The organism is Streptomyces sp. LaPpAH-108 (assembly GCF_000373625.1).
Lineage (GTDB): Bacteria > Actinomycetota > Actinomycetes > Streptomycetales > Streptomycetaceae > Streptomyces.
The window spans coordinates 626,612-648,078 of sequence record NZ_KB891988.1 but is presented as its reverse complement, the minus strand read 5'-3'; the positions used below and the strand labels follow the sequence as shown (position 1 = coordinate 648,078).

Below are 21,467 nucleotides of genomic sequence, written 5' to 3'. Positions count from 1 at the left end.
AGACGCCTCCTGCCCGGCGTCCGATTCTGCTTCAATGGGGTCATGGCCAGCTTCCAGCAGAACACCGCGACGGGTCGCCATGACCTGGAGCCGTTCTGGCCGTCCCGTCAGCATGACGACTTCGACCGGGTGTGTTGCCGCGCGAGCAGCGCGCGGGCCTTCTGAAGCCGTAACCCCGGCCTCCAGGCACCCGCGCGATACGACGAACGTCCCGAGGCGCGCCCGACCACGAATCGCGGCCGTCGCCCTGTCCGACGCATTCCTCGCGCGAAAGAGCTGACCTCTCATGGCGACCCACCGTCCTCAGTCCACCGCCACTCCCCTCGCCCCCGCCCCGACGACGCCCCGTTCCGCCCCGCTCCCCGCGAGCGGCGCCCGGCACCGGCTGCGGGCCGTCGACCGGGACGAGGCGTGGGCCCCGGCCCGGCCGGCCGACGCCGAGCACCCCGGGACCACCGTCGCGGACCTGCTGCCGCCGGGGGCCACCTGGCTGCCCGCGCCGCCGCACACCCTGCCCGACCTCCCCGGCCGCCCGCCGATGATCGGCTACCTGGTCCTCGTACCGGCCGACCAGCGCCCGCCGTTCGCCCCGGTCACCGTCCCCGACCGGCCCGCCCCCGCCGAGGGCGGCCCGCTGGTGCGGATCGACTCCGGGCGCCGTACCGCCTCCGTGGAGGGCCGCGAACTCGACCTGACCTACCTGGAGTTCGAGCTGCTGGCCCATCTGGTGGCACACCCGCACCGGGTGCACACCCGCGACCAGCTGGTCACCACCGTGTGGGGGTACGGCCATGTCGGCGACGGCCGCACCGTCGACGTGCACATCGCCCGGGTCCGCCGCAAGCTGGGCATTCACCGGCACACCATCCAGACGGTGCGCCGCGTCGGCTACAAGTACATTCCGCCGACCGGGAGCTGAGCGGCAGCCGACCGGGAGCTGAGCGGAGAAAAAATCAACTCCCGCTGCTCAGAGGGCATTTCACCACCCCGGTCCGGGTAGTCCTCTGAATTATTTGTGAGAAGGCTGAACACCTCTGAGGCGGCGCCCGTATGGATGGGCGCCGCTTCACTCCTGTCGGGCGCCTCGATGCTGCCCCGCAAGGAAGTCAGAGGAGTTCCATGGGAAGCAACACACGTAAACGCCGTACGCCGCTGGCTGTGAAGGTCACCGCAGCATCGGCGGCCCTAGCGCTCGGTGGGGGCGGGCTGATCTGGGCGAACTTCTACGCCTCCGCACACGAGGCGAACAACGGGGGCAAGTGGGGAGGCAACTCGACCAAGGCCGCCGCCGCCCAGGTGGCGACCATCTCCTGCCCCGATGTCGGCCAGAAGCTGACCAACGTGCCGAACCAGGCCCGCAAGGACGTGGACGGCGAACTGGCCAACCTGGACCGCCAGATCACCGAGGCGTACCAGCGCCTGGCGACCACCCGCGACGCCCAGACCCGCGACGCGAGCTTCGTCCAGAACACGATCCTGCAGCCGCTCAAGGAGCGCCGCCAGAACATCCTGGACCGGATCAAGCTGGAGATCACCCGTGTGGGCGGCACCGCCCCCGGTGACCTGGACACGCTCGCCAACTGCACCGGCACGCCCGCCAGCCAGACCACCCCGGGCGGTCAGCAGGGCGACGGCCAGCAGGGCGGCCAGGACAACGGCGGCCAGCAGCAGGGCGGCGGCCAGGACCAGAACGGCCAGCAGGGCGATCAGCAGGGCGGCCAGGACCAGAACGGCGGCCAGCAGCAGGGCGGCGACGGCCAGCAGGGCAACATCGGCGGCCAGGCCGGCAACGGCCCCGTCGCGGCCGACTTCGTGGACATCACCAAGGTCCAGCCGAACGTCAAGGCCAAGCCGCGCAACAACCGCAACGCCTCGCGGGGCACCTTCACCACGCGCTGCGGTGTCAACGCCAACAAGAACCACAACACCGACAACGTCATCGTGGCGCCCGGCGTGAAGAACGGCGCGCACCACCTGCACGACTACGTCGGCAACCAGAAGATCGACGCCTTCGCCAGCAACGACACGTTCCTGCAGGGCGGCAGCAGCTGCCAGAACAAGAACGACCTGTCGTCGTACTACTGGCCGGTCGTCCGGGTCCAGGACGGTTCCCAGGACTTCGACCAGAACAACGACGGCGGCGGCAAGGAGGGCAACGTCGGCAAGATCCTGACGCCCGTCCAGGCGCAGATCAAGTACGTCGGCAGCCCCACCGGCAAGGTCGTCGCGATGCCGCAGTTCCTGCGGATCATCACCGGTGACGCCAAGACCACCACCAACGGTCTGGCCAACGCCAACGCCCACTGGAGCTGCACCGGGTTCGAGAACAAGGTCCAGCTCACCGAGCAGTACCCGATCTGCCCGCAGGGCAGCAAGGTCGTGCGCACGTTCGCCTTCCAGAGCTGCTGGGACGGCCAGAACACCGACAGCGCCAACCACCGCACCCACGTGGCCTTCGCCGACGCCAACGGCAACTGCCAGAACGGCTTCAAGGCGATCCCGCAGCTGACGATGCGGCTCGTGTACAACATCACGCCGCCCACCCTGGAGAACGGCCAGGTGAAGAACGCGTACGCGGTCGACGGTTTCCCGGAGCAGCTGCACAAGGCCGCGACGGACCACGACGACTTCATCAGCATCACCCAGGGCAATCTCGCCAACAAGATCGCCAACTGCGTCAACCGCGGTCAGAACTGCTCGTGATCCCCTGATCCCCCCACCGGGGAACGCGAGTAGAGGCCGGTGACGGGCCCCACCCCGTCACCGGCCTTCGCCGTGTCCGCCGACTGCGGCGGCCGTCTCAGCCGGTGTGCGCGTGGTGGTCGGTGCCCACCTCGACGTCGCCGCCGAGCGTCCCGCGCAGCGCCTTGACCGTGCCGTTCTCGCCCACGGCCACCCACTTGCGGCCGACGAGGTAGTAACCGCCGTAGTCCTTCGCGTCGTTGATCCACTCGCGCTGGCCGCGGTCGGTCGCGAAGGTGGCGAGGACGAACTTGCCGTCCTTGTTCTTGCACAGCGCCTGGCGGATCTCGTCGGCGTCGGTCTGCATGTCCGGGGTGCACTTGACCTCGGCGGCCAGGCTCTCCAGGCTGCCGGTCGCCGTCGGCGGCACCTTCTTCTCCTGCTGACCGGAACCGCAGCCCGCCAGCGCCAGTACGGCCACCGCGGCACCCGTCACGGCGAGCGCCGCCTTCGTCACCTTCATCTGCTCTGCTCCTCCGGTCCGGTCCGGCCACATGCCGCACGGGGCCCCGGCGCGGGGCCCGCACCGACGGATACGGCTGCGGGCGCCCGACCACTCAAACCCGGTGCGTATGCGGATCACTTGTGCGAGTGTGGCGCGATGGACCAGGACTGGGAAAAGCGCGTGAACACCCTGTGGGCCGGCTTCGCGGACCGCCCCGAGGAGGAGGCGCCCGCCTTCCGTGCCGAGATCGCCGCGCTGACCGCCGAGTTGCCCGAGGGCAGCCCGCTCGCCCCCTTCGAGGAGGCGTGCGCCTGGGACTCCACCGGGCACTCCGACAAGGCCGTGCCGCTGTACCGGGAGGCGCTGGAGCGGGGGTTGCGCGAGGTGAGCCCGTACCGGGCCCGCAGGACCGCGATCCAGCTCGCCAGCTCGCTGCGCAACACCGGGCACGCGGAGGAGGGCGTCCTGCTGCTCACGCCCGAACTCGACGCCCCGTCCGACGAGTTGGACGACGCCATCCGGGCCTGTCTCGCGCTGTGCCTGTCCAGCCTGGGCCGCGACCGCGAAGGGCTCTCGCTCGTGCTCGGCGCGCTCGCCCCTCATCTGCCGCGCTACCAGCGGTCGATGGCGAACTACGCGCGGGCGCTGGTGCCCGAGTCACCCGCCCGGCGGTAACCCCCCGGCGTTTCGCTCGTTCTCCCCGATGTGCAGTCACAGGATGTAGCCCAGCGTCACGCAGCCACGCACGGGGGCCGGGGCCCCGCCGCCGATGTCGAGCAGGCCGAGGCCGCGCTCGTCGAGCACTATCCGCGGCTGGTCCGGCTCGCCTATCTGGTGCTGCCGCCCGAACTCGGCCGGGGCCGACGGGTACTGACCGCCCACGCGCTGGCCCAGCGGGCCCTGCCCACCGGGCGCAAACAGCGCTCCCTCATCCCGGCACAGGCGACCGGGCGGGACGGCGACCCGGCGTACGGCTTCGTCCGGGACCGGGTGCTGCGCTCCGCGCTGGAGGCGTGCCGACCGCGCAAGGGGCTGCCCAAGCGCTCCCAGTTGCCCGCGCTGCTGCCCCGGGCGTGGGGCCTCAGGCTCTTCCCTCGCTCCGGCGGCGCCCATGAACTCGCCCTGGAACAAAGGCTGTCGGCGCTGTCCGCCCCGGCCCGCGCCGCCTATGTGCTGCGCGGTCTGGAGGGGCTGGACGACGGCGACGTACGCAAGATCCTCAAGTCCGCCGGGGTGACCCGGGTGGAGTCGGCGCTGTCCGAGGCGACCGGCGTCCCCGCGCAGTACGCGCTGCTGTCCTCACCGGAGTTCGACGCCTGCTCGCTCCAGGCGCGGCCCACCGATCTGATGCGCCGCCGCCAGCACACCAAGGCGGCGCTCGCGGCGGGCGCCGCGCTCCTGGTGTGCTGCGCGCTGGTGGCGATGCCCGGCGGCGGCTGGGGCCCCGAGGGTGCCGCCGCGCCGTCGTACGCGGCCAACCCGGCCGCCGAGGCCGCCCTGGACCCGGCCAAGCTCACGCGGGTGACCCCGGCCGCCTGGAAGACCTCGGCGCGCACCGACTTCTCGGTGTGGCCCGCGCGCGGCCCGCTCACCGGCGACAAGGACCTGCTGCGCCGCGCCCTTGCGGTCTGGGCCCGCCCCGGCGCCACCGTGCGCGTCTCGGCGACCCCCGGCACCCAGACCGGCGGCCCCGCAGGACCGCCCCAACTGCTGTACGCGGGACAGGTGGACGCGGCCCGCGTGGTGATCCTCTACGACGGCCTGCGCATCGCCCGCTACGCCGAGCCCGTGGACGGCACCGAGGGCGCGGCGCTCGACTTCGCCCGGGTGGACGGCGCGGGCCGGGCCGAGGCGAGCGCGCTGGTGCTCGGCCGCGCGGACGGCAACGTCCGCTATCTGACGGCCCCTTGGGTGAAGAAGGCCACCGAACGCGACCTGACCAAGCCGGAGTCGGCGCCCCACGCGCTCACCCTCACCGACGGCGTGACCTCCCCGCTGGCCAGCCCCGCGCTGCGCACCGGGAAGTGCACCTCGTGGGCGGTGCTCCAGCTGACCGACGGCACCGGCACCCGGCTCGCCACCGACCTCGGTGAACTGGTCCCGGCGCACCTCACGGCGGGACGCCCGGGCTCGCCCCAGGAGGCGTCCGGCGCCGAAGGGCTGCGTGACTGGGCCCCGTTCGCCTGCTCGCTGGCCGCCGAGCGCTCGGCCGGTATCCGCGAGGTGAACGCGTGGGCGTACGCCGAGCAGGCGCTGCCGGACGCGGGCGGCACCGGCACCTGGGTGTGCACCCGGGCGGAGACCTGGCGCGGTGACGGCACCGCGGCGCTGGCCCAGTTCCGTACGCCGGGCGGCGCGGCCGGGGCGGTCGTGGCCAAGGCGACGGACACCACGGCGTGCGGTCCGCGTGATCCGCGGGTGCTGGCCGGGGTGCTGTGGAAGTCCGGTACGGGCTCCTGGTATCTGCTCGCGGCGGGCAGCGAGGACGTGGCGTCGGTCCGCTCGACCGGAGGCGTCAAGGCCGAGGGGACGGGGCGTCTGCTGGCGGCACCCGCCGAACGCGGCGCGCAGGCCGACCTCAAGGGCACGCTGGCGAGCGGGCGGGAGATCAGCGGACTGGGCTAGCGGCTTGCTGACGGAGGAGTCAACAAGCTCTGTCCCAGGGGTTCTCACGCGGCCCGCACCTCAGTACATTGACGCCATGTCTAACAAGCAGGCCGGGCCGGTGGAGTCCGAGCGCATCGCGCTCAAGGCCCGCAACGTGTCCTTCTCCTGGGCGGACACCCCGCTGCACTGGGTGCCCGGCGACCCGTTCACCACGCACACCATCAATGTGCTGCATCTGCTGCTGCCCGCGGGCGAGCGCTGGTTCGTGCACGTCTACAAGCAGGCGCTGCCGCTGATCAAGGACGACCAACTGCGCGAGGACGTCATCGGGTTCATCGGGCAGGAGGCGATGCACTCCCAGGCCCATGACGAGGTGCTGCCGCATCTGCGCGAGCAGGGGCTCGACCCGACGCCGTACACCGCGCAGGTCGACTGGTTCTTCGAGAAGCTGCTCGGGGACCGCACCCTGCCGCCGGGCCGGGCCCGGCGCTGGTGGCTCCTGGAGCGGATCGCGCTGATCGCGGCCATCGAGCACTACACCGCGTTCCTGGGCGACTGGGTGCTGAACGCGGCCGAGCTGGACCGGCGGGGCGCCGATCCGACCATGCTGGACCTGCTGCGCTGGCACGGCGCGGAGGAGGTCGAGCACCGCTCGGTCGCCTTCGACCTCTTCGTGCACGTGGACGGCGACTACCGGCGCCGGGTGCGGACCTGGGCGCTGGCGTTCTCGGCGCTGCTGTTCCTGTGGCAGCGCGGGGCGCGGTTCTTCATGGAGAACGACCCGACGCTGGTGGACGGCAAGGCGTCGTTCGCGGAGTTCTACCGCAGCGGACGCCGGGGCACGCTGCCCGCGACGGGCGCCCTGCTGAAGTCCATCCCGCGCTATCTCAGCCGCGCCTACCACCCCTCCCAGGAAGCCTCGACCGCGCAGGCGGTCGCCTATCTGGCCACCTCCCCGGCCGCCCTGGCGGCCGAGCAGCACGAGAAGGAGGCGTCGTGACGCCGAGGCCCCGCACGCTCCTGCTGCTGGCGGGCGGTGCCGCCGCCCTGCTGACCCGGCGGGCGCTGCGCCGCCGGGTGAAGAACTCCCCGCTGTGGCCGCTGCCCGCGCTCGACCCGCCGATCTCGGGCCGTCCGCGCACGGGGGCGCTGCGGCTGCTGCTGACCGCGCGCGAGGAGGTCGCCGAGGGCGTGGTGCGGCTGTGTCTGGAGGGGGACGGGCTGCCGCCGTGGGAGCCGGGCGCGCATCTGGACCTGGTGCTGCCCTCGGGCCTGGTCCGGCAGTACTCGCTGTGCGGCGATCCGGCGGACCGGGCCTCGTACGCGGTGGCCACGCGGCTGGTCGCGGACGGGCGGGGCGGCTCGCGCGAGGTGCACGAGCAGCTGGCGGAGGGGATGGAACTCGAGGTGCGCGGGCCGCGCAACCGCTTCCCGCTGGTCGAGGCGCCCGCGTACGTCTTCGTGGCGGGCGGGATCGGCATCACCCCCGTCCTGCCGATGCTGCGGGCGCTGCCGGAGAACGCCGCGTGGCGGCTGCTGTACTGCGGGCGGTCGCGGGAGTCGATGCCGTTCCTCGCGGAGGTGGAGAAGCTGGCGGGCGACCGGCTGACCCTGGTCGCGGAGGACGAGGACGGACGGCCCGACCTGGCCGCGCTGTTCGCGGACACGGCGCCCGGTACGGCGGTCTACTGCTGTGGCCCTGAGGGGCTGATGGACGCGGTGGCGGAGCGGCTGCCCGAGGGTGCCACGCTGCATCTGGAGCGGTTCGCGCCGCGTACGACGGCCGGGGGCGACAGCGCCTTCGAGGTCGAACTGCGGCGCAGCGGACGGACGGTGACCGTCCCGGCCGACTCCAGTGTGCTGGCGGCCGTACGGCGTGAGCTGCCGGACACCGTGTTCTCCTGCGAGCAGGGGTTCTGCGGGACCTGCCAGCAGCGGGTGCTGGAGGGCGAGGTGGACCACCGCGACGAGCTGCTGACCGACGCGGAGCGCGGGGACTCGATGCTGATCTGTGTGTCCCGGTCCACGGGTGAACGTCTGGTGCTCGACATGTGACGGAAGTGCGCACCCCGATGCGGAACCGGATCATCCAACTGCCGGTTCCGATCGGTAAGGTGGGTGCATGAGCACCGGGGTTCGCCGCAGGATGGGCGTCGAGGAGCGACGGCAACAGCTGATCAAGGTCGCACTCGATCTGTTCAGCCGCCGTTCGCCCGACGAGGTCTCCATCGACGAGATAGCGTCGGCGGCGGGCATCTCCCGCCCGCTGGTCTACCACTACTTCCCCGGCAAACTCAGCCTGTACGAGGCCGCGTTGAAGCGGGCTTCGGAGGATCTGGCCGGGCGGTTCGTGGAGCCCCTCGAAGGCCCGCTGGGGCTGCGGCTGCTGCGGGTGATGCGCCGCTTCTTCGACTTCGTGGACGAACACGGCCCCGGTTTCTCCGCGTTGATGCGCGGCGGCCCGGCGGTCGGCTCCTCCGCGACCAACGCCCTGATCGACTCGGTGCGGCAGGCCGCCTACGAGCAGATCCTCACGCACCTCGGCATCGAGGACGTCCAGGCGGCTCCTCCGCGTCTGGAGCTGGTGGTGCGTTCGTGGATCTCGCTGGCCGAGTCGACCGCGCTGATCTGGCTGGACGGCAGGCGGGTGCCGCGCGCCGAGCTGGAGGTCCAGCTCGTGGACGACTTCGGGGCGCTGGCCGCCGTGAGCGCGGCGCGGGACGAGGAGATGGCCGCGCTGGTGCGGTCCCTGGTCAAGGACGAACCGGCCGACGGTCCCTTCGCGGAACTTGCCGGCCGGCTCATCGCCCTGGCGTCCTGAACGCCCGCCCGGTTACCGGGTGAAGACGGCCACCGTCCGGGCCGGGACGCTGAAGGTGCCCGAACCGGCCTGATAACCGGCCGACTTGACCACCTGGTCCGACCCGGACGCCTGCACCGGGTGCAGCCGGTAGTGCCGGCCCGCGAGGGCGCTCACCTTCTGCTCCTGGCGCTCGGGCGTGGCGTTGAACACCACGACCAGGTCACCGAGTTCCATGGTGATCACGCCGGGGGTCTCGTCCTTGCCGGAGAGCGGGAAGGCGAGCCGCTGCTGCACCTGGTCCGCCGTGGCGAGCGAGAACGCGGGCTCGGTGGTGCGGATGCGCAGCAGATCGCGGTACGCGGCCGACGTGCCGGTGATCTGCGGGCAGCCGACCTTCACCTTGGTCAACAGCGGGGTGGCGTAAGGCCACTTGGGCTTGTTGTCGGCGGCCGGGGGCAGCCCCCGCCCGAAGCCGTTGCCGTCGGCGCAGTTCCAGTGGATGGCGTTGAACCAGTCACCGCTGTCGAAGGAGTTGCGGTCGAGCGACTTCGAGCGCAGCAGATCGGTGCCCGCCTGCGAGAGCGCCGGGCCCTGCGAGAGGGCGGCCGTGGCCATCGCGAGCACCTGCATCCTGGCCCGGTCCGACGCGCTGGTGCCGACGGGCAGCTTGTAGGCGAGGGCGTCGAACAGCGACTCGTTGTCGTGGGCGTCCACATAGGCGAGGGCGTCACCCGGGGCGTCCGCGTACCCGGCGGGAGCGCCGTTGTAGTCGACCTCGGCGCCGGTGACCGCCTTGCCGTCGGTGTCGGTGAAGCGGTACTTGGCGAGGTTGCCGCTCAGGCCCACCTTGATGAGGTCCTGGTAGTGCAGCAGCCGGGCCTTCTGCTCGGCCGGAGTCCCGTTCTCCTTCGAGGAGTTGGGGTCGGTGTAGAGGCCGGAGGCGAAGCCCTGGACGCCCGGGTCGTCGTCGAAGGGGCCGCCGCCGCGCACCGCGTCACGGGCACGGTCGGAGAAGGTGGCGATACCGGTCCCGGCCATGTTCTTCTGCGTGGCCTGGACGAAGCGCGCGTCGTCCGCGACCTCCCCGAAGTTCCAGCCCTCGCCGTAGAGGATGATCTTCTTGCCGTCGACCCCGTCCTTGGCGAGGGTCAGCCCGTCCAGCGCCTTGCGCACGGCGAGGATGTTGGCCTTCGGGTGGTGGCCCATGAGGTCGAAGCGGAAGCCGTCGACCTTGTACTCCTTGGCCCAGGTGACGATCGAGTCCACGACGAGCTTGCCCATCATGGCGTTCTCGGTCGCGGTGTTGGCGCAGCAGGTGGAGTTGGCCACGCTGCCGTCCGCGAGGAGCCGCTGGTAGTAGCCGGGCACGACCTTGTCGAGCACCGAGGTGTCGGCCTGGCCGCTGGCGGCGGTGTGGTTGTAGACGACGTCCATGACGACGCGCAGACCGTCCTGGTTGAGCCCCTGCACCATCTTGCGGAACTGCACGGTGCGCCCGGTGCCGTCGGGGTCGGTGGCGTACGAGCCCTCGGGGACCGTGTAGTGGTACGGGTCGTAGCCCCAGTTGTAGGCGTCCTTGGCGGCCGTCTTCGCCACGCACTCCTGCTGCTTGTCGGAGTCGGCCGGGTAGGCGGCCAGGTCGCAGTCGGGGACGGCCTGGTCGGCCTTCTTCTCGGGGATGGTGGCGATGTCGAACGCGGGCAGCAGGTGCACGTAGGACGTGCCCGCCTCCGCCAGCGCGCGCAGGTGCTTGGAGCCGTCGCTGTTCTTGTCGGTGAAGGCGAGGTAGGTGCCCCGGTCCCCGGCCGGGACGGTCTTGTCGGCCACCGAGAAGTCCCGGATGTGCAGCTCCTGGATCTGCGCGTCCCGCAGCGGCACGGCCTTGGGCTTCTGGAGCCCGGTCCAGCCCTTGGGGGCGAGTGAGCGGTCGGCGAGGTCGACGACGAGGCTGCGCTCGGAGTTGGCGGTCAGCGCGACCGAGTAGGGGTCGGTGACCTTGTTGGTCACGAGCTTGCGGACGCTGGGCGCCCACACCTTGACCACGTAGCGGTAGGACTTGCCCTTCCAGGACGCCGGGCCGCTGACGGACCACACGCCGGTGGCCGCGTCGCGGTGCATGGCCTTGAGCGAGCCGTCCAGCTCCAGCGCGACGCTCTGGGCCGTCGGCGCCCACACGGAGAGGGTGGGCTTCCCATCGTGGAAGACCGGGCCGAGCTTCGCCTTGGTGGCGCCCGGGTACAGGTCGTCCAGCGCCCCGGCGATCTGCACCCCGGTCGCGGCGAGCACGGCACCGTTGGCCGCCCGCTGGGAAGCCACGAGCTGGCCGGTCAGCGCCTCGCGCACCCGGCCGCGGTCGCGCGGGTCGACGGACCAGGCGGTGGAGTCCTTGAGGTAGGGGAACTTCGCCTTCTGGGCGTCGGTGAGGCTCGTCTTGGTCAGCCGCAGCCAGCGCTCGTCGTCGCTGGTCAGGGCGCCGTCCTTGACGGCTATGGTGCCGTCGTGGGAGGCGAGCAGCTGGGTGGAGGCGGCGCCGTCCACGCCGTTCCAGGCGACGGTGTCCCGGTCGATCCAGACCGCCTTGGAGGTGGTCAGGTCGAGCGCCGCCGCGCTGCCCTTCGGCTGCGGGAGCAGATAGGTCTCCTGGCCGTTCACCAGCCACACCTCGTGGCCGTTGGCGGTGAGGTCCAGGGACTGGTCGGTGGGCAGATCCTTGTCGTCGCCCTTGTGGAGGATGTAGCTGAGGCTGGTGGCACCCTCGGTGAGCGGCACCTCGTAGACCGCGCCATAGGCGTCAGTCTTCACCGGCTGCAGGGGCTTCGACCAGTCGGTGGGGTTCGCGGCACCCGTCCAGACGTGCAGGCCCCAGCCGTCGTAGTTCCCGTCGGCGCGGTGGTAGTGCAGGACCGCCTTGTCCTTGTCCTGGGCCGGGTAGTCGGGGCGCTCGGTGAGCACGTCGGACTTGCCCTGCTCCAGCCAGACCTCACCCGTCTGGGTGACGTCGATGGACCGGTCGGCGGAGACGTCCTTGTTGCCGTCCTTGTCGACGACCAGGAAGCCCACGTTCGAGGCGCCCGGCTTCAGCTTGACCCAGGCGAAGGCGCCGTAGGCGTCCCGGCCGGTGAAGGGGTGCCCTGCGGGCCAGGTGGTGGACTCGCCGTCGGCGAGGTCGCCCCAGGCGTAGAGACCCCAGTCGGCGTAGTCGCCGTCGGCACGCTTGTAGTGGACGACCACATAGTCGCGCGAGGAGGCCGAGGGCGTCTCGGGCGCGGCCGGGGTGCCGGTGGTGGAGGCGGCCTGAGCGCTCGCGGTGCGGCCCGCGGAGTCGACGACGACGGCCTTGTAGCGCAGGGCGGTGCCGGGCGCCACGTCCTTGCCGATGTTCTGGGTGACCTTGTACGGCGCGTGGTCGGCCGAACCCAGCGTCTTCCAGGGGCCGTTGCCGACCTGGGCGGCGAACACCACCCGGTTGAGCTGTCCCCCGTCCACATCGGCGCCGATCTCGACCGTGCCGGTGGCTCCGGCAGCCGGGGCGGTCAGGGTGAGCGTGGGCTTGGCAGCGGGCGCGGCGAGGCGGCCGGTGGCCTGGTAGACCACGGCGGACTCGGCCGGGACGGTGACGGTCAGCTTGCGGTCGGCGTCCGTCTTCACCGTGCCGTGGGCGCCGTAGAGGCCCCGGTACGTCATACGGGCCGAACCGGTCGCGAAGGACGCGGACTTCGCCTCACCGGCGTTGTTGACGGCGACGACGTACTCGGCTCCGGTGCGGGCGTCCGTGCGGGTGAAGGCGTAGATTCCGGCGCCGTCGGCCGCGTAGCGCTCGGTCTGCACGCCGTCGGTGAGGGCCGGGTTGGCCTTGCGGAGCTTCGCCAGGGCCGCGATGTCCTTGTACAGCGGGGCCTTGGTGTCGTAGGCGTCGCTCGCGTGGGTGCGGGCGGTGCCGATCTCGTCGTCGTCCAGGTAGTCCGCGACCTTGGAGGCGAACATGGTCTGGCGGGCGTCCTTGTCGCCGCCCGAGCCGGTGAAGCCCTGTTCGTCGCCGTAGTAGACGACCGGGTTGCCCCGGCTGAGGAACATCAGCTCGTTGGCGAGCCGGTCCTTGCGCAGGATCTCGGCATCGGACGCCTTCGGGTTGTCCTGCTTGAGGAAGTACCCGATGCGGCCCATGTCGTGGTTGCCGAGGAAGGTGACCTGCTCGTAGGCGTTGGCCTTGTCGGTCGTGTACTTGTAGTCGTCCCCGAAGACGGCCGCCAGCTTCTTGGCGCTCGCGCCCTGGGAGGCGTAGGCGCGGGCCGCGTCCTGGAAGGGGAAGTCGAGCGTGGCGTCCAGGCGGCCCTGGGTGACGTACGGGGAGGTCACCGAGGTGTCGGCGGAGTAGACCTCGCCGAACATGAAGAAGTTCTTCCGGCCGTGCGCGGCGGCGTACTGGTCGAGCGCGGTGGCCCACTGGGTCCAGAACGGCATGTCGACGTGCTTGACGGTGTCGATGCGGAAGCCGTCGACGGCGAAGTCCTTCACCCAGCGCTGGTAGATCTTCTCCATGCCGGTGACGACCTCGGGACGCTCGGTCCACAGGTCGTCCAGGCCGCCGAAGTCGCCGTACTCGGCGGACTCGCCCGCGAAGGTGGAGTCGCCCCGGTTGTGGTACATCGTCGGGTCGTTGAGCCAGGCCGGGACCTTGCTCTTACTGGTGACGACGGGGGTGCGCGGGAAGGAGGAGGTGTCCACGGCCGGGAACTTCTTGCGGCCGTCCGCGTAGTCGGAGTCGTCGAAGGGGCGGCCGTCCTTGGTCAGATAGGGGAAGGCGCCCTTGGAGAGGTAGTCCTGGGACTTCTCCTTGTAGTCCACGACGTCGGCGGTGTGGTTGGTGATGACGTCGAAGAAGACCTTCATGCCCTTGGCGTGGGCCTTGGATATGAGGCTCTTGAGGTCGCCGTTGGTGCCGAAGTGCGGGTCGACCTGGGTGAAGTCGGTGATCCAGTAGCCGTGGTAGCCCGCCGAGGCGTCGGCGCCGGTGCCCTGCACGGGGCGGTTCTTGAAGATGGGGGCGAGCCAGATGGCCGTCGTCCCGAGGCCCTTGATGTAGTCGAGCCGCTGGGTCAGACCCTTGAGGTCCCCGCCCTGGTAGAAGCCCTTGTCAGTGGGGTCGTAGCCGGTGCTCATGCGCGAACCGGTCAGGCCACCGCGGTCGTTGCCCTTGTCGCCGTTGGCGAAACGATCCGGCATGACGAAGTAGAACTGTTCGCGGGTGTCGTCGTGCCGGGCCGGCTGGGCGGCCAGGGCCGCGTCCGACGGGGGCGCGGGCGGGGCGTCCGCGTGCGCCGCCAGCGGCGGTACGAGGGCGGCGGCGAGGGCCACGGCGACGACGGCCGCGGCTCTCCTCCGGACGGGGGTGCGGCGCGATGGGCGCGCCTGCCAACTCGGTCTCACGGGCACAGACTCCTTGCGCTCACGGCTCGTTCGGGTCCGGCCCCTGGACACGGCTTCGTTGCCGGACGCCGCGCGACCGTACCGCCGCCGCAAGCCTTGCTGCAAGACTCTTGAAACCCGAAGAAAGAAATTTCATCGCTGAACGAAGGACGAACCGCCCGTATACGACGGGCGGTTCACCGGTGAAGCGGTCAACGGGCCTTCGCGAGGGCCCGCGTTCAGCAGCTGGACTTGCCCACGTACAGCGCGAGCGCGGTGTTGGCCCCGAGCGTGGCCGTGAACTGGCCGCTCGAATTCACCGTCACGCTCGTGTTGTTCTGCACGTTGCAGTACGTGCCCGCCGCGAGCGAGGTCTGGTAGGTGCGGGTCAGCGACGAGGTCTCGTGGTTGATGGCCACATACCCCTTGGTGCCGCGCCCGAAGGCGATGGCGTCGTTGCCGTTGTCCCACCAGTTGGAGACGGCCTGGCCGCGGGTGGCATTGCGGAAGGCGACCATGGACTTGATCTCCGGCCAGGCGTGCTGGCACTTCCAGCCGTCCTGCCAACAGGCGTTGACCTTGCCGTTGTTGGGCGGCCCGGCGTCCACGTCGGACCACTCGTAACCGGAGTTGATGTCCGGCGCGCCATACGGGTAGGCCAGCATGAAGACGTTGGCCAGCGTGTAGTTGGCGCCGTCCTTGTAGTTGAGGGTGCTGCCGTTGCGCTCGGTGTCGTGGTTGTCGACGAAGACACCGGCGACCGAGCTGCTCATGTACCCCCAGCCCTCACCGAAGTTCTTCAGATAGGCGAGGTTCTCGTTGTTGAAGACCCGCTTGAGGTCGTAGGCGTAGCGGAACTCCTGGACGTCGCCATTGCCGGTGTACTCGGTGGGCTGGACGGCCTCGCCCGCGCCGTAGATGACCTCCTGCTTCCAGTACACGGAGGGGTTGGTCAGCCGGGACTTGATGTTGGCCAGGTCGGCCGCGTCGATGTGCTTGGCCGCGTCGATGCGGAAGCCGTCGACGCCGAGGGAGAGCAGGTCGTTCATGTACCCGGCGATGGCCTTGCGGACGTACTCCTCCCCGGTGTCCAGGTCGGCCAGGCCCACGAGTTCGCAGTGCTGGACGTTCCAGCGGTCCTGGTAGTTGCTGACCTCGGAGGTGCAGTCGTCGAAGTCCGGCGCCGAGTACAGGCCGGGGTAGTTGTACTTCGTGTACGACGAGCCGCCGGTGCCGGTGCCGCTGCCCGCCGACATGTGGTTGATGACGGTGTCGGTGACGACCTTGAGGCCGGCCGAGTGACACGTGTCGACCATGTTCTTGAAGGCGGTGCGGTCGCCGAGGCGCCCCGCGATCTTGTAGGAGACGGGCTGGTAGGAGGTCCACCACTGCGCGCCCTGTATGTGCTCGGCGGGCGGGGAGACCTGGACGTAGCCGTATCCGGCGGGACCGAGGGTGGTGGTGCACTCGCGGGCGACCGAGGCGTAGTTCCACTCGAAGAGGACGGCGGTGACGTCCTTGGTGCCGGGCGGGGACGCCTGCGCTGCAGTCGGGTACATGCCAACCGACATGCCGAGCGACACCGCTGCCGCGAGGGCGGACGCCATGGGGAGGGTTCTGCGTGCCATGTGGGGGTTCCTTCGTCGTTGAAGGCTTGAAGGCGCTTGCTGAAACATTTCAGCAAACTTGCGGTGACGCAGATGTTAAAGGCCCGCCGCCTGAAAAGGCAGCGGGCCGGGGCAAGTTGCTTCAGATTTTTACGATCTCTGGTTGCGCTGAAGTGCCTTGGCGGCTCTGCGCCGGTCGTCGGCCAGTACGTCGACCGGCGTCCCGGCACCCTCGCTCGGTGTGTCCTGCCAGGTCCGCAGCTTCTCCACCAGCGCGGCCAGGCGGGCATCCCCCGGCTTGACATCGATGTAGAAGAGAGACTCGTCCGCCTTGCCGTCGTCCCCGCCCCAGCGGACCACACCGTCGAGTTCGGCGAGGATGTCACGGATCACCAGGAGCTGCGCCGGGAAGAAACCGCCGGTCGTTCCCGCGGGGTAGAACTCCGGACGGATCCGCACCGCCGTGCCGGACGCCAGATTGCCCTCGGGCAGGCCCTTGCGCACCTTGCCCGGGCTGCGCCAGCCGGTCACCTCTCCCTTGCGCAGCTGGTCGATCTCGTAGTGGAAGCGCCGGATCACGTGCACCAGGACGGTTTCCACCTCACCGATGCGGACGGCGACCCCGTCGAGCGGGGTGCCCGGGACCGGCCGGGTCCACACGCTGCCGCCGCCGTCGGTCGTCTTCTCCATCTCCCAGCCGTTGGGGCTGGGCTTGCCACTGCGCACCCGATCGCGGTTGCGCTCGTAGCGGCGCAGCGCCTTGCGGATGTCCTCACCGGTGGGTGTGGTCGCGGAGGAGTCGGCGCGGGCAGGTGTGGAGAGCACCACCGATCCGGCCACGGAGGCCAGAAGTGCCGCGGCGGCCACCGCTCCCGACCGGGCGAGCAGACCGCGACGGGTCAGATTGGAGTCGGTCATGGGTTCGAGTTCCCTTTCGGAGTGGTCTGCATGGTGCGGCGGCCGGTCGCGTCACGAGTGAGCAGCGCGACCGCCGCGGTGATCAGGGCCAGCAAGACCAGCACGCCCACGGTCGGGTTGATCCACGACGGGATGGTGGAGATACCGCCACCCCCGTCGACGCGGCAGACGAAGCGCAGGGGGACGAAGCTCGTCTCATAGCCGACGACCCTGGCCGCCCGTTCCTCCCCACCCGCCTCCGCACACGACTGGCGCAGGTAGTGGACGTCGTCGGACGGCATGTAGAACAGGCCCCACAGGTACACGCAGACGGCCGCGCAGACGCTCAGGACCACCCCGGCCCGGAACGGCAGCCTGCCGGACGGCAGTTGGTCGCGGCGTACGACGGAGGAACACAAGTAGCCGATCAGGGAGATGACGAGCACCAGCCCGATCATCAGGACGAAGAGGAAGGCGATCCCCCCGATGCCGACGCCCGCTGTGGATCCCCGGGTGACGATGGGCGTGCCGTGGGTCATCGCATCATCCTGTTGTACTTCTCGAAAATGTAGTAGAGCGGCATCCTCTTGCGTGCGTCGGTGAAAGCCGGCTCAGCCGGTCCCTGGTAGCGGCGCAGAACTTCGTAGATCTCGGAGTCGGTGTAGTCGAGCGTCGGGAGACGGCTCATCGGCTCCTCCTCGTCACCGCCGGGCTTGCCGTCGGCCGCCCACATGTGGGCGTGCCCGACGCTGGTGAGGGCGAAGTCGTTGTCGGTGCGCAGCTTGTCCCAGACGCTGAAGATGTCGGCGTCCTTGGCCGTGTCCTTGGGAGTGCCGGTGACCAGTCCCCTGCGGATCGAGTTGTTCCAGGCACAGATGCCGGTGAAGCCGAACATCTGGGCCACGCCGGTGCTGCTGTCCCGCAGCTTGTCGACCTCGGGCAGGTCCTTGGCCCAGTCGGGGATGTAGCCGTTGTGGTAGAGCCACACCCCGGCGTCCTTGCCGAGGTCCTCGTTGCCGTAGTGCCGGAATTCCCAGAACGACGTGGCCTGGATCAGCGCCTTGCGCATGCCGTACGCCCGCGCCGTGTTGGTCACCGCGAGATCGCAAGCGATGATCGTCTCCAGGCACTGGGTGGTGGTGTAGATGCGTCCGTCGGACTCGGCGAAGCCGATGGACTCCATGTAGTTCTGGACGTCCGCGAGCAGGCCGGGCCAGTAGGCCGTGTCGAACAGGACGTCCGGGGCCTGCGAAGCCGGCGGGTCGAACGAGCCCTGGCCGGTGTCGCGGCCCGAGGCGATGTTGACGTCGATGTTGATGGAACCGGTGCCGGAGCCGATGGTCCGGGTGACGATCTGGTCGTAGGCCCAGTTCGCGGGCAGCGGGTAGCCGAAGTTGCCGGAGAAACCCGAGGACATGTCGGACACGAACGAGGCGGTGGCGTGCCCGGCCTCTCCGACCCGGGTGCACACGTTGCGCGGCCCGTAGACGCCGACCTCGTAGACGCTCCCGTTGTTGGCAATCGCGTCCACGATTCCCTTGAAGTACGGGAGGACGTTGTCGGTGACCTGGTAGTCGAGGGCGTCGAAGTCGACCGCGAAGAAAATGCGGGTGCCCCGCTTGAAGCCGTGGTCCAGTGCCGCGTTCACTGCGGCCTGCCCGGCGGCCCGGCCGGACGGGTAGGTGAAGCCGTCGGCGTCCCGTCCATAGGTCTGGTAGATGGGGAAGCAGCGCAGCCCGTTGTCGGCGATGGTCTGCAGCTCGCCGGGCTGGATCGCCTTCTCGGGCAGGCTCGTCGTGCTGGGGTTGGTGAGATAGCGGCCCACATATTTGATGCCCGCTGCCTTGAGCGACTGTGCGCGGGCGGCGGTGATCCTGGTGACGCCGTCGCACGCCTCGCCGTTGCGGTCCTGGTCGCCGTAGGAGACGAGGAGGGAGGCCCAGGTGGAGAAGTTGCCGCTGCCTGTGACCGGGAGCTTGGCGAAGGACTGGAAATCGCTGACGGCCGACGCGAGCGCCGAGGTGAAGGTGCTGGTGAAGGAGACCGGGCGCTGGTTGAGCACCATGCCCGCGGAGAAGAGCTGCACCCATACGCCGGTGGAGCCGGTGGACACTGTGTGATCCCTGAGGCCCGACTGGGTACCGGGGCCGAAGACGCCGTTGGCGACGCCGTCGGCCATGCCCAGCGAGTACTGGATGGCGAAGAGCATGGACTTCGCGACATCACGCGAGTGGTGTCCGTCGCAGGGGATGATGTAGAAGTCCTGCCGGTCGACGAACCGGCCGTTGAGCCACTGCTGCACACCGCGGACCGTGCCGGAGCCGCCGTTCACGGTGACATAGGCGTCCATGTTGAGCAGGCCCTTGAACACCTTCGGCGTCAGGGCGCTGCCCGGGTACGCCTGGTCCACGCCCATGTCGGCTTTGAGCTGGGTCAAGGAAGCCTCGACCCGGGAACTGAAGGCACCGTCGATGCCGCCGCCGTCGTAGCCCTTGCAGTACAGACCAGCTTGGATGATCCGGCAGAAGTTCTCGGAGAGGGCCGTCGAGGCGGTGATCGACGGGTACTTCGACCCGAGCGTCGACAGAGTGGTCGGCCCGAAGCTGTTCGACAGGGCGGATATCCCCAGCTCGTACTGGAGTGCCCGGGTGAGGGCATACATCGTGTTCCAGCCGGTCTGTCCATTCTCCTCGACCGTCATGCCGATGACACTGCCGTACGTCTCATTCACGAATCTTTGTGCCCGGAGCACCATTTCGTCAGCCATGCAGCATCCCTACTGAGAGTGAAATCGAATGGAGCCGAGAAGGCCGCAGAGACCGCACACACAAATGCGCCGCCCCTACCGCCGATATCGCCCTTTTTTATTGATGGGCGGGTGAATGCCTGTTTGCAGCACATAAGAGACGGAGTGTTATCGCTGGACGGCAGCACGCCGCATGTTCCGTGACGAAACGCACGGGATCCCCCCCCGTCTACTTCGAAGGAATTATCAAACGTGTGAACCCTTCATGAAGATCGACTGGCGGAGCAAGACCACTTCGCGCCGTTCGGCTGAATTCCTACGACCTGTTTGTGACTTGTCATCGCATGGATACGCAACCGACGCGGCCGGGCGTACAACCTTTTCCCGCACACGAACGAGGGCCCCCCTCCCCGAACCGGGGGAGGCGGGCCCTCGTGGTCGACGCTTCGGTCGGCGGGGTGTCAGGCGGTCGTCCACCACACCGTCGTGTCGGCCGGGAGGGTGGTCTCGGGGCCGTTCACCGTGAGTTCGCCGCTGGCCAGCAGCACGCGGCCGTGGGAGGGGACGGTGACCGGGGTGGCGGTGGTGTTGGCGACGCAGACGACCTCGCCGCGTCGGAAGGCGAGGACGCCCTCCGGGGCGGTCAGCCAGTCGACCGAGTCGCCCGCGCCGAGCGAGGGCTGCTCGCGGCGGGCGGCGAGGGCGGCGCGGTACAGCTCCAGCGTCGAGTCCGGGTCGCCGGTCTGCGCCTCCACGCTCAGCGCGCCCCAGGTGCCCGGCTGGGGCAGCCAGCTGCCGCCGCTGCCGAAGCCGTACGAGGAGCCCGTGCGGGTCCACGGGATCGGCACCCGGCAGCCGTCGCGGAAGCCGTCCTGGCCCGCACCCCGGAAGTAGGCCGGGTCCTGGCGCACCTCGTCGGGCAGGTCCACCACGTCGGGCAGGCCCAGTTCCTCGCCCTGGTAGAGGTAGGCCGAGCCGGGCAGGGCCAGCATCAGCAGGGTGGCGGCGCGGGCGCGGCGCAGGCCCAGGGCGCGGTCGCCCTCGGTGCGGATCTGGGTGCCGAGTCCGGGCTCGTTGGCGAAGCGGGTGGCGTGCCGGGTCACGTCGTGGTTGGAGAGCACCCAGGTGGCCGGGGCGCCGACCGGGCGCATCGCGTCCAGGGTGCGGTCGATGACCACGCGCAGCTCGTCGGCGTCCCAGTCGGTGCTCAGATACTGGAAGTTGAACGCCTGGTGCAGCTCGTCGGGGCGCACGTAGTGCGCGGTGCGCTCGACGGTCGGGGTCCACGCCTCCGCGACGAAGATGCGGTCTGGGGGCGCCCCCTGCACGAAGTGCTTGGGGGAGTATTCGTCGAGGACCCTGCGCCACTCGCGGTAGACCTCGTGCACGCCGTCCTGGTCGAAGAACGGCATCACGTCGTTGCCGAGCAGCTTGAGCTGGTCGTGGTCGCCGAGGTCCGGCAGGCCCTCCGCCTTCACCAGGCCGTGGGCCACGTCGATACGGAAGCCGTCCACGCCCATGTCCAGCCAGAAGCGCAGGATGGAGCGGAACTCGTCGCCGACGGCGGGGTGTTCCCAGTTGAAGTCGGGCTGCTCGGGCGCGAAGAGGTGCAGATACCACTCGCCGGGCGTGCCGTCGGGCTCGGTGACCCGGGTCCAGGCGGGGCCGCCGAAGATGGACTCCCAGTCGTTGGGCGGGAGTTCGCCGTCCTTCCCCTTGCCGGGGCGGAAGTGGTAGCGCTCGCGCAGCGGCGAGCCGGGGCCCTCCGCGAGCGCCCGCTTGAACCACTCGTGCTGGTCGGAGGAGTGGTTGGGCACGAGGTCCACGATGATGCGCAGGCCCAGCCCGTGCGCGTCCCGGATCAGCGCGTCGGCGTCCAGCAGGTTGCCGAACATCGGGTCGACGGCGCGGTAGTCGGCCACGTCGTAGCCCGCGTCGGCCTGCGGGGAGGCGTAGAACGGGCTGAGCCAGACGGCGTCCACGCCGAGGTCGCGCAGATACGGGAGTCGGGAGCGTACGCCTTCCAGGTCGCCCATGCCGTCGCCGTTGCTGTCGGCGAAGCTGCGCGGATAGACCTGGTAGATCACCGCGCCGCGCCACCAGTCGCGGTGCTGGGCGACGGTGGCGACGGCGGTTTCGTCGGCCGGGGCTGCGAGATGCTGCTGGCTCATGGCGTCCTTGGTGCGTGACGAAGTTGGTTCGAGAGCATGGGGG

15 protein-coding genes are annotated in these 21,467 nt (G+C 70.0%); 8 read left to right on the top strand and 7 right to left on the bottom strand.

Going from position 1 to position 21,467, the window contains the following annotated elements; all coding sequences use genetic code 11:
- Positions 1–42: 42 nt before the first annotated feature.
- The 3 genes from B079_RS36285 to B079_RS0109055 all read left to right on the top strand — a co-directional run bounded on the left by B079_RS36285 (position 43) and on the right by B079_RS0109055 (position 2,703).
- Positions 43–165, top strand: a complete 123-nt coding sequence (locus tag B079_RS36285; RefSeq protein WP_267880469.1) for a hypothetical protein — start codon at positions 43–45, stop codon at positions 163–165.
- A 121-nt stretch (positions 166–286) separates the two neighbouring features.
- On the top strand, positions 287–919 hold the full coding sequence (locus B079_RS0109060) for a winged helix-turn-helix domain-containing protein (protein ID WP_018545466.1): 633 nt from the start codon (positions 287–289) through the stop codon (positions 917–919).
- A gap of 200 nt (positions 920–1,119) precedes the next feature.
- On the top strand, positions 1,120–2,703 hold the full coding sequence (locus B079_RS0109055) for a DUF1996 domain-containing protein (RefSeq protein ID WP_026248501.1): 1,584 nt from the start codon (positions 1,120–1,122) through the stop codon (positions 2,701–2,703).
- A gap of 97 nt (positions 2,704–2,800) precedes the next feature.
- On the opposite strand, the gene B079_RS0109050 is transcribed toward B079_RS0109055, so the two are convergent.
- Positions 2,801–3,205: a hypothetical protein gene (locus tag B079_RS0109050; protein WP_018545464.1), complete on the bottom strand. Its 405-nt coding sequence runs from the start codon at positions 3,203–3,205 to the stop codon at positions 2,801–2,803.
- Between the two features lie 138 nt (positions 3,206–3,343).
- Between B079_RS0109050 and B079_RS0109045 the strand changes: the two genes are divergently transcribed.
- The 5 genes from B079_RS0109045 (at position 3,344) to B079_RS0109025 (ending at position 8,615) form a co-directional block, all read left to right on the top strand.
- Complete coding sequence (locus B079_RS0109045) at positions 3,344–3,862, top strand: tetratricopeptide repeat protein (RefSeq protein ID WP_018545463.1); 519 nt, start codon at positions 3,344–3,346, stop codon at positions 3,860–3,862.
- 30 nt (positions 3,863–3,892) lie between these two features.
- The gene (locus B079_RS0109040) at positions 3,893–5,812 is read left to right on the top strand and encodes a hypothetical protein (RefSeq protein ID WP_018545462.1); all 1,920 of its coding nucleotides are present in this window, start codon (positions 3,893–3,895) and stop codon (positions 5,810–5,812) included.
- 76 nt (positions 5,813–5,888) lie between these two features.
- Positions 5,889–6,794 carry a metal-dependent hydrolase gene (locus B079_RS0109035; protein WP_026248500.1) on the top strand — a complete coding sequence of 302 codons (906 nt, stop codon included), beginning with the start codon at positions 5,889–5,891 and terminating at the stop codon, positions 6,792–6,794.
- Positions 6,791–7,849: a PDR/VanB family oxidoreductase gene (locus B079_RS0109030; protein ID WP_018545460.1), complete on the top strand. Its 1,059-nt coding sequence runs from the start codon at positions 6,791–6,793 to the stop codon at positions 7,847–7,849. Before B079_RS0109035 ends, B079_RS0109030 begins: the two co-directional genes overlap by 4 nt.
- Before the next feature lie 67 nt (positions 7,850–7,916).
- Positions 7,917–8,615 (top strand): TetR/AcrR family transcriptional regulator, encoded by a 699-nt coding sequence (locus B079_RS0109025; RefSeq protein ID WP_078495883.1) that lies wholly within the window; start codon positions 7,917–7,919, stop codon positions 8,613–8,615.
- Positions 8,616–8,627: 12 nt separating this feature from the next.
- Here B079_RS0109025 and pulA read toward each other — a convergent pair whose 3' ends face one another.
- The 6 genes from pulA to B079_RS0108995 all read right to left on the bottom strand — a co-directional run bounded on the left by pulA (position 8,628) and on the right by B079_RS0108995 (position 21,424).
- On the bottom strand, positions 8,628–14,024 hold the full coding sequence (gene pulA, locus B079_RS0109020; protein ID WP_026248499.1) for a pullulanase-type alpha-1,6-glucosidase: 5,397 nt from the start codon (positions 14,022–14,024) through the stop codon (positions 8,628–8,630).
- 218 nt (positions 14,025–14,242) lie between these two features.
- The gene (locus tag B079_RS0109015; RefSeq protein ID WP_026248498.1) at positions 14,243–15,631 is read right to left on the bottom strand and encodes an alpha-amylase; all 1,389 of its coding nucleotides are present in this window, start codon (positions 15,629–15,631) and stop codon (positions 14,243–14,245) included.
- Between the two features lie 129 nt (positions 15,632–15,760).
- Complete coding sequence (locus tag B079_RS0109010) at positions 15,761–16,528, bottom strand: hypothetical protein (protein WP_018545456.1); 768 nt, start codon at positions 16,526–16,528, stop codon at positions 15,761–15,763.
- Positions 16,525–17,046, bottom strand: coding sequence for a hypothetical protein (locus tag B079_RS31600; protein ID WP_018545455.1), 522 nt, complete (start codon positions 17,044–17,046; stop codon positions 16,525–16,527). The genes B079_RS0109010 and B079_RS31600 overlap by 4 nt, the downstream gene beginning before the upstream one ends.
- Positions 17,043–19,274 carry a glycoside hydrolase domain-containing protein gene (locus tag B079_RS0109000; protein WP_026248497.1) on the bottom strand — a complete coding sequence of 744 codons (2,232 nt, stop codon included), beginning with the start codon at positions 19,272–19,274 and terminating at the stop codon, positions 17,043–17,045. Before B079_RS0109000 ends, B079_RS31600 begins: the two co-directional genes overlap by 4 nt.
- 440 nt (positions 19,275–19,714) lie before the next feature.
- Positions 19,715–21,424, bottom strand: coding sequence for a glycoside hydrolase family 13 protein (locus tag B079_RS0108995; protein WP_018545453.1), 1,710 nt, complete (start codon positions 21,422–21,424; stop codon positions 19,715–19,717).
- Positions 21,425–21,467 lie beyond the last annotated feature (43 nt).